The organism is Faecalimonas sp. LCP19S3_D12 (genome assembly GCF_052121495.1).
In the GTDB taxonomy this organism is placed as follows: Bacteria; Bacillota; Clostridia; order Lachnospirales; family Lachnospiraceae; genus Faecalimonas.
Window position 1 is genome coordinate 1 of the sequence record NZ_JBQKED010000071.1, and the last position, 7,938, is coordinate 7,938.

Genomic DNA, 7,938 nt, shown 5'->3' on the forward strand with positions numbered 1-7,938 from the left:
TGATTATGAGGAGCTGTATCGTAGGCTTCAACAGAGCGAATTGCAGCTAGCAGGTTAAGATGAGGAAAAACCTCATTTTAACTTGTACTAAATCTTGACATAGGACCAATTTCAACTACATAAACATATTCTTCCTTCCTTTTTTTATTAAGAAAATTCTTTTCTAATAATATATCCACGATTTTCTGTGCTATTTTATTCATCTTCTTCTCTCGCTTTCGTGGTTACTTTAAAACAAGTGTCATAATTAATCAATACATCTTGCACTTTTGAACTGTAAAAAGCATTATTAGACTAAAAAAATCGCACTATTATTCTAAGCTGTAGTACGGAGATATATCATCTCTTAATACTTACAGAGCCGAACAATAGCACGACGTCATTTTTAATCATGTGGAAAAACTATTGTAAAAATAAATATTCCCGCTTCCTGTTTCATATGATTGCTTCCACCATACTTATCCGTTAGTTCACGAATATTTTCTATACCAAATCCATGCTCGAATTTATCAGATTTGGTTGTTCTTAACATTTTATTTGAAGCTTTTTGTTCACATGTATTTTTAATTGAAATAACTGTCATTTTATCTTCATTTACAAATTTAATCCATATCTTTTTATTTGATTTTAACTGCTCACAAGCTTCTATGGCATTATTCAACATATTTGCAAGAATAACCACAATATCTTCATTTCGAATCTTAATATTTGATAAATCATTCATCTGTAAAATAACCATTATATTTTTATCTATTGCTTCCTGATATTTGGCATTTAATACAATATTAACAGCTATATTATTAGTATCTATAAGGTTGGGATATCTCTTTAACTCTCCCGTTATTCCTGAAACATATTCTTCTGCCTCTTTTATTTGACCATTTTTTAGCATCCCTGCAATACAAGACATATGGTTTTTGTATTCATGAGTCTTTTTTCTCTCCTTATAATAATTATCTGAAATTAATTTGTACATTTCTTTCTGATTTTCTGCTCTCTCATCAAATAGGGCTGTTTCATTTAATTTCTGCTCCCTTTCTACAATATCCCCTATTAATCTAAGAAGCAACAGGTTCATTCCAATTAAAAAAAATGTAATGATAATGATTACATTTTGTAATCTTTCATTCTCAATACCTTTTATATTAACTAGCGTTATTATAAAAATTACTATTGTTGAAAACGGAAAATACAAGAAACGTAACCACTCACTATCTGACAATACATGAAAAAAATTTTTTACTCCCCACTTTTTACTTATAAATACTACACAAATAAATAATAACATTTTACTGACAAATATGGTTAAAAGATGTTCAGAAGATGTTGATATCGTTATTTCAGAAAACATTAATAGTACCAAATAATCAATACCATATATAAGTCCTTCAAAAATACTGGTAAATATAACTCCTACTATTAATTTAAATTTGAAATAACTAAACATAATAATTGATACAACAATAAATGTGTAACATGTTTTCAACAATATATTATTACTAAAAACTAATGCTCCAAAATATACTAAAACAGACAGCACTGGCAACGAAATTTTTTGCCATAAAATAAAATCATTCCTTTTTTCAAAAAAAGAAGACAAAAAGTTTTTACAACATATGATTTCAAAAAAAACAATTCCTATCCCCTGTATAAGATTAATCCAAATTTCCATTTTATAGTTCTCCTTTATACTCTATAAATGCTTCTTTTGCTGCTTTAAATTTTGCTTTTGACATAGGTAACTCTTCACCATTATCTAAAACTGTTTTGTAATTTTTTATTGATATAATATGTTTCATATTTACTAAATAACTTTGATGTATTCTTATAAATTTTTGATTTTTCATCTTCTCTTCAATTTTATTTAACTTTTCGTAAAGGCTAAATTTTCCTAAACTTTCTTCCTTTATCCAAAAGACAACTTTATGTAAATTACTCTCTATGTAATAGATTTTCTCTAAGTTAACACTTTTCTTACCTTCTACAAAGTCAAATTCCTTTACTTCAACTTGAAAATTTATCTTCTGTAAAACTGCGTCAATACACTCAGTGAGTAATCCCTCAAAATTATCATTTCCTTTTAATAAATATCTCACTACATCGTATTTATATCCTTCAATAGCATATGTGATAAATGCTGTGACAAAAACTACATATAATTCCGATGTTCTTTTTCGTATTTCCTTTACAGTGTCTATGCCGTTTATTCCCTCCATGTTGATGTCTAGAAATACTATTCTATATTTTGTAATTTCTTCTCCTAATGCAATAAATTTATCCCCCGAATCAAACAGATCAACTTCACAGCATATTTTTCTCATTTTAAATTCATTTAGAACTAATCTTTTTATATAATTTTGATAATATTTCTCATCATCACATACAGCTATTCTTAACATTCATCTATAACTCCCTTAATATTTCCTCTATAACTCATTACCTATTTATTTTCAAAACAATTATATATTGTTTGTGTCTATCTGGCAAACAAATCTTATCGTTTCATTTCTTCATAAGAAATAACACTAGATTATGTTCCACCATAAAAAATAACTTATCTTCTTTTTCAAATTTCCACACCTTACTGGCTTGTGTTGAGGTAAGGAAAATGACACGTTTCATATCCTGAAAACTTTTTGCATCTATTTTTTCTTTTAATATATCCATTGCTTCTACTTTCAGAGGAGGGCTGCCTGTACAGCCCTCTGATCCTTTCTGTTAGTTACTCTTCTATATAATTACAATCCCGGACTATTGGAATTCTACCCTTATAAATTTCATCAAAGGCTGTCCTATATGCACTCTTTTCGGGTTCTGGAAAATTCCGTTCCCATTCTGCAATCACCTCTTTTAATGCAAATTTTTTCGGGTTTAAAATCACGAGTCCATGCAAAATTCCAGATACAATTCTTTGATATTCTTCGGCATATTCCCTGCAATCCAAATCTGTATCTGCATACCAGCGGTCCAACTGCCGAATCATCTGTAGACTTCTCCATGGCGGCAGCTTCACTGGATAGTAAAATCTTGATGTTTTAGAATCGCCCTCATATTCTTCTGAAATCCAGATTGCCGTTTCCTTCAAAAAAAGGGGTGGCAGATAACCATTTCTGGAACATTCCTCCAATATCCATAAGATATCTTCCCATGTAACCTGACGGAATGAATACGGTCCTTGTGCATCCATCAGATAATAATCGTCATCTGGTAATGGATCTTTGGCTCTTTTCATTCCGTTAATGCTCCCCTCTCCATCTTCCAAAATTTCTTCTACGACATCTTTTGGATAGAACAAATCCATACATCTTGCAATCTTTTCTGCATCTACTGCTTTTCCTTGTTCTGCCAGTCTGCTTTCATATTCCTTGATGCCTTCGATTATTGTCCACCATGCCTCTTTTGAATTATTAAAGTTCCTTTCTCTACTCACGCTATCTTTTGATATTCCTTCCACTGAGACGGTTTCCATTTCACAGTTCTCTTCATCTAATACATCACTATTTTCTATATATTCCAGTTCACCTAATGGGATTTCATTCAAATGCTTCTTAGCATATTCCAGTGCTGCCGGAAATGTTTTTACAGCTTCGGGCAGCAGAATTTCCCCATTATAATAAGCATTACAAAGAATCGAACACTGGAGTTTTTTTCGGATATTGCTTTTATCCTCACAAACTTCAATCGTCCAGATCAGATTTTCAGGAATATGCTCCATTTCCGGAAAATACATACTGCATTTTTCTTCCTGGAACTCCCACTGAGTTGCTTTTCCAAAGTCAGTCCAGCTTCCTTTCCCGCTGTTAGCGCAACTGACTTCATGTTCCGGCTGCCCGGATATAACAGAGTAAAAACCATTGCTTTGTACAATGTTGGGAACTCTCTTCTGTCCAAGAAATTTCTCATGCCGATGTGCTCTGATGATAAACTCCTTTTTCTCTTGTATAACCCGTTTTAATTGTGCTAAATTTTTAATTCTCATCCTGTTTCCTCCTTACGCTGCATTTTTCATCTGTTTTATTTCTACCGGCAATAATTCCGGATAGGTCTGTCTGGATAATCCCAAGCGTTTTGCATAGTTCTGCATTTCCTGGGAACTGGAAAAAAGTTTTGCCTTTCCAAGTTCCGGTACAAACTGCTTTCCATTCCAAAACATTTCCCGTTCTTCTTCACTTTCGACAGATACCAGCATCCATGCACGATAGCAGATCTGCGGATCCATACCAGCATACCAAAGATGTCTTTGAGCAAATCTTTCTGCTTCCCTTAAACTTCGAAAGAAAGCTGCTTTCCAAATTTTCGCTGTTACAATACGCTTATTTTTAATTTTCTGAAAGTACTGGTCTCTTCCTAGTCGGATCACATATCCTGTACACCAAAAGTTCTCAACCCATTCTTTGTTCTGTTCCATAAATCCTCCAATCAAAAAAAGGAACCTTGAAAAGTCCCTTCTGCCATTTCTCTATCCCATATATTCTAAAAGTTTCTTTACAATCTGCTGTGGAAGCCGTTCCAGATCCTCTGCATTGATACAGGCATTCCCATAAATTTTTTGAATGTCTTTCTGATCAGTCCCAATTGCTGCCACAAGCAATGTGATTTGTTTCTGCTCCAGCCGTTTCTGTACGTTCTGCAAATCTTCTTTTGCTACTTTTCCACCATATCCTTGTGCATTAGGAAGTCCGTCACAGAAAAAAATCAGAATTTTCATTTTTTCCTTTCTTTTCGCTATCTTTTCTGCTATGTAAAGAAGGGCTGCCCCATCTCTGTTGGCTCCTCCTGTTTCCATATCTAAGATCCGGTATTTACCTTCTTTTTTTTTCTCCAAACTCCAAATAAGAATGTAAACATACCATTTCTTGTTGCTCTCTGCCTATATGCTCCCTCCCTGTACAATGCCCATTTACACATACTGGTATATCAAGTGCCTGTGCGAACTCTACTACACAAAGAGCTGTCAGTACAGAAGCTTTCCATCGTTTCTTATCAATGGAACCAGATTGATCCAGTAAAAATCCGATCACCGTATCCATATTTCGGGAAGGGATTTTTGTCTGGAAAATCCTTTTTTCAGGATTCCAAAGGTGTGCCATATCCAATCCTTTTCCAATATACTGGTGACGCAAAATATGGGTTTTCTTCCTTTTTAAAACCGGCAGCAAATCCTGCTTCATTTTCATTAGAATACGCTTTATCTGCGGTTGAAAATTTCTGTATTTTTGATATGCCGTTTGAGAAATGATTTCTTTTCGGAAAATACGCTTTTTAATTTCCCTGTTCACAGGTGTAAACTTTGTATTTTCTAAAATCTCTTTCAAACGATCCCGCATCCATTCTTCATATCCCCTTTCCCTTGCTTCTCTTTTTAATTCCAGACAGATATTTTGCAGTTCTCTTCCAATATCAATTGTCTTTACAGTTTCTGGTTGCAATTCAGCAAGCAAAGGCTCCGTTTTTTCTTCTGTCAGGTTTTCCTGCTCCCTTTCTGGATTTCCTCTTTCCTTTTGAATGGGGTGCATTTCTTCTGAAATGGCACGTTTCAATTCATTTCCATTCCAAAGAACATCTGAGGCCTCTTTTCTCTCCATACGGATTTCCCTGCAAGCAGGTTCTTCTGAATATTGTGGCAAATCCTCCATCCATTGATCTAAAACATTTTTCAATGCTTCTTTGTTATTCTCCATAGATTTTTCTGCTTTTTTCCGAATGCTTTCCGCTTCTTCTAAAAACAGCGGCCAAAGTTTTAGTAAAATCTGATTTGTTGCCAAATACCTTACACTTTCACCACTCTTACTTATCGCTTCAGAAACAACAGGGATACAGTTTCTAAGGAGTTCCATATATTCTGCGACTTCTCCATCCCATATATTGACTTTATGTGTAAACATATATTGCACCAACAAAAGCAACATAATCTTCAGTTTTGATTTGTTCTGTCCAATCTGCTCTTTCAGACTAGAAATCTGCTCCATGTTTCTCTTACGGTTCTGCAAAATTCCCTGCCGAATACTCCCCGGAAACCTTCTGCACATCTGTCCTTCAATAAAAACATCTTCCAAATATCCCTGCAGCCTCCCGGCTGTTTGCAGATAAAGTCCTAAAAGCACAGCATCTTTCTTTTGAAAAGCATCTTTCATACTTTGTAAAAACTCTGTTTCCTGTTCGTTTTCAGGCTGTGGCCAGGCTGGATATAAAATTCCTTTTGTAATTCCATCTATATATTTTCGTCTCAGATAGATACTGCTGTAATTCTGATGTCCACATTCATGCCCTTCCACACCGATCAAACTTTTGCTGCGCAGATCCAAAGTCGGAAAACTCTGCGTGAGCATATTCATGGTATTGATATAAATATAGCATCCTTCGAAATAACCGGCCCTGTGATCCAATGCATCGGAATAAAACCGGATCTGTGCATTATGTTTATCCGTAATCTCTTTTCCAATCCGTTGCATCAGCCTTAAAAATTGTGGAGAAGAAAATACTTCTATATCTTGAAGCAAACGTTGTTCCACTTGTTGATTCCGTTCCTTTCTTTCATTTCTCATGCTTATTCCTTTCCCTGTCCTACATAAATCTCCATACATACTCTACGGAGCATCTCCCTGTCTTCTTCATCAGATGCAAGTTTTGCTAACACCGTATCTTCCGCAGCTTTTACAAGATTTTGAGTCCGCATATATTCATATACCCAGTTTTCATATTCTCGGTAGCCACAAAGTCCGCTTTTTCCAAACTCTTCTTTTACTATGACATCCAACCGTTTCATTACCTTTGCCATCTGTTTTAAAATTTCCATATCCTTACAGCCTGTACGGAATCTTGCACGTTCTGCCAGCTGCTGCTCTGTTAAGTCTTTACGATGCTGCACTTTGTTCATTCTGGATACTATCGAAAAATCAAACTCCCTATTGGCAATATAATTCAAATTTGTGGTAATGATGATAATTGCATTTGGGTGTCGTTCTACGACTTCCCCATACAGAAGATCCAGTTTTCTGGAATCATCTAAAAGGCGGTTCAATTTTCCGAGCGTCCCAGGCTCTACGATCAAGGATGCTTCCATTATTTCAATCACAGAAGGCATTCTGCATCCCTTGATGATTTCTGATTCCTGCATCACAAAATCCCCTTCTTCTTTCGCTTTCTGATAGCCTGATTGATATACTGCATCTAACAGTTCTCTAAACGCTTCGCTTTTGGTAATCCCTTCTTTTTTTGTCTGTGCAATCTCTTCTAATACTTGTATCGGATCTGCTACAAATTCCTGTAAAGAGGGAAACTTCATAGTATCTTCAGTCTTTTTCTTAGAATTTGGATAAATCCCTGCCACCAGTGTATTTTCATCTGTTTCTGGTCCACAGTTTAGAGCAAAGTAAGGCACTCCCAAAATCTGGGCAATCATCTGAGCATCCGTTGTCTTTCCAGTTCCCGCATTTCCGGTGATCATAAATTTTCGAAAAGGCGACTCTACGATTGCCGAAAGAATATCCTGTGCATATTCCCCAACTTTCATATCATCCGGAAGGTGTGGGATACGGTTCAGATATTCCTTTGAAACCAGCCATTGCTGTCCGTATATTTTCTGTAGTTCCTTTAAAGTCCATTCCTTTGCTTTCTTCGTTTCTCCCAAAATCTGAAATGTACCCTTTACCGCATCGTTTGGTGCATACAGTTCACTCTCTATTGCAAGCATTGAAAGTTGCTCCATACCGCTCTTTCCAAGCTGGCTCTTTTCCAAAGGGATACCTTCATTGCTAAAATCCTGTACATTTTCTACTCTCCGATATAGGTTATCACAACAAAGAAAAGCCGCTTTTAATGCAAGTTTTTCATTTTTATATCCATTCCTTTCGCTTTGCTCAGGCACAAAACGTTATGAAAACAGTTTTCTACCCGGCTTTTTTTCTTTATAATTCTTTTTGTAGGGAACTCGGTATA

At 35.3% G+C, this 7,938-nt stretch carries 8 protein-coding genes; all 8 read right to left on the bottom strand.

Features of this window, described 5'->3' with window-relative positions; all coding sequences use genetic code 11:
• Positions 1–385 precede the first annotated feature (385 nt).
• A complete protein-coding gene (locus ACTQXY_RS14625) occupies positions 386–1,672 on the bottom strand; it encodes a GHKL domain-containing protein (RefSeq protein ID WP_441660079.1) in 1,287 nt (428 codons plus the stop codon).
• A 1-nt stretch (position 1,673) separates the two neighbouring features.
• The gene (locus ACTQXY_RS14630; RefSeq protein WP_373221844.1) at positions 1,674–2,399 is read right to left on the bottom strand and encodes a LytR/AlgR family response regulator transcription factor; all 726 of its coding nucleotides are present in this window, start codon (positions 2,397–2,399) and stop codon (positions 1,674–1,676) included.
• A gap of 103 nt (positions 2,400–2,502) precedes the next feature.
• On the bottom strand, positions 2,503–2,667 hold the full coding sequence (locus tag ACTQXY_RS14635) for a hypothetical protein (protein WP_441660080.1): 165 nt from the start codon (positions 2,665–2,667) through the stop codon (positions 2,503–2,505).
• Between the two features lie 55 nt (positions 2,668–2,722).
• Positions 2,723–3,979 (bottom strand): hypothetical protein, encoded by a 1,257-nt coding sequence (locus ACTQXY_RS14640; RefSeq protein WP_441660081.1) that lies wholly within the window; start codon positions 3,977–3,979, stop codon positions 2,723–2,725.
• A gap of 12 nt (positions 3,980–3,991) precedes the next feature.
• Positions 3,992–4,408, bottom strand: coding sequence for a hypothetical protein (locus ACTQXY_RS14645; protein ID WP_373221853.1), 417 nt, complete (start codon positions 4,406–4,408; stop codon positions 3,992–3,994).
• A gap of 51 nt (positions 4,409–4,459) precedes the next feature.
• Complete coding sequence (locus ACTQXY_RS14650) at positions 4,460–4,786, bottom strand: cobaltochelatase CobT-related protein (protein WP_441660082.1); 327 nt, start codon at positions 4,784–4,786, stop codon at positions 4,460–4,462.
• A gap of 16 nt (positions 4,787–4,802) precedes the next feature.
• A complete protein-coding gene (locus tag ACTQXY_RS14655) occupies positions 4,803–6,545 on the bottom strand; it encodes a hypothetical protein (RefSeq protein ID WP_441660083.1) in 1,743 nt (580 codons plus the stop codon).
• Between the two features lie 2 nt (positions 6,546–6,547).
• Complete coding sequence (locus ACTQXY_RS14660) at positions 6,548–7,738, bottom strand: AAA family ATPase (RefSeq protein WP_441660084.1); 1,191 nt, start codon at positions 7,736–7,738, stop codon at positions 6,548–6,550.
• Positions 7,739–7,938 lie beyond the last annotated feature (200 nt).

What these genes read in the sequence shown, in the direction of transcription:
- ACTQXY_RS14625 (WP_441660079.1), bottom strand. Translation starts at nt 1,672, where the DNA reads ATGGAAATTTGGATTAATCTTATACAGGGGATAGGAATTGTTTTTTTT.
- ACTQXY_RS14650 (WP_441660082.1), bottom strand. Translation starts at nt 4,786, where the DNA reads ATGGAAACAGGAGGAGCCAACAGAGATGGGGCAGCCCTTCTTTACATA.
- ACTQXY_RS14630 (WP_373221844.1), bottom strand. Translation starts at nt 2,399, where the DNA reads ATGTTAAGAATAGCTGTATGTGATGATGAGAAATATTATCAAAATTAT.
- ACTQXY_RS14635 (WP_441660080.1), bottom strand. Translation starts at nt 2,667, where the DNA reads ATGGATATATTAAAAGAAAAAATAGATGCAAAAAGTTTTCAGGATATG.
- ACTQXY_RS14655 (WP_441660083.1), bottom strand. Translation starts at nt 6,545, where the DNA reads ATGAGAAATGAAAGAAAGGAACGGAATCAACAAGTGGAACAACGTTTG.
- ACTQXY_RS14645 (WP_373221853.1), bottom strand. Translation starts at nt 4,408, where the DNA reads ATGGAACAGAACAAAGAATGGGTTGAGAACTTTTGGTGTACAGGATAT.
- ACTQXY_RS14640 (WP_441660081.1), bottom strand. Translation starts at nt 3,979, where the DNA reads ATGAGAATTAAAAATTTAGCACAATTAAAACGGGTTATACAAGAGAAA.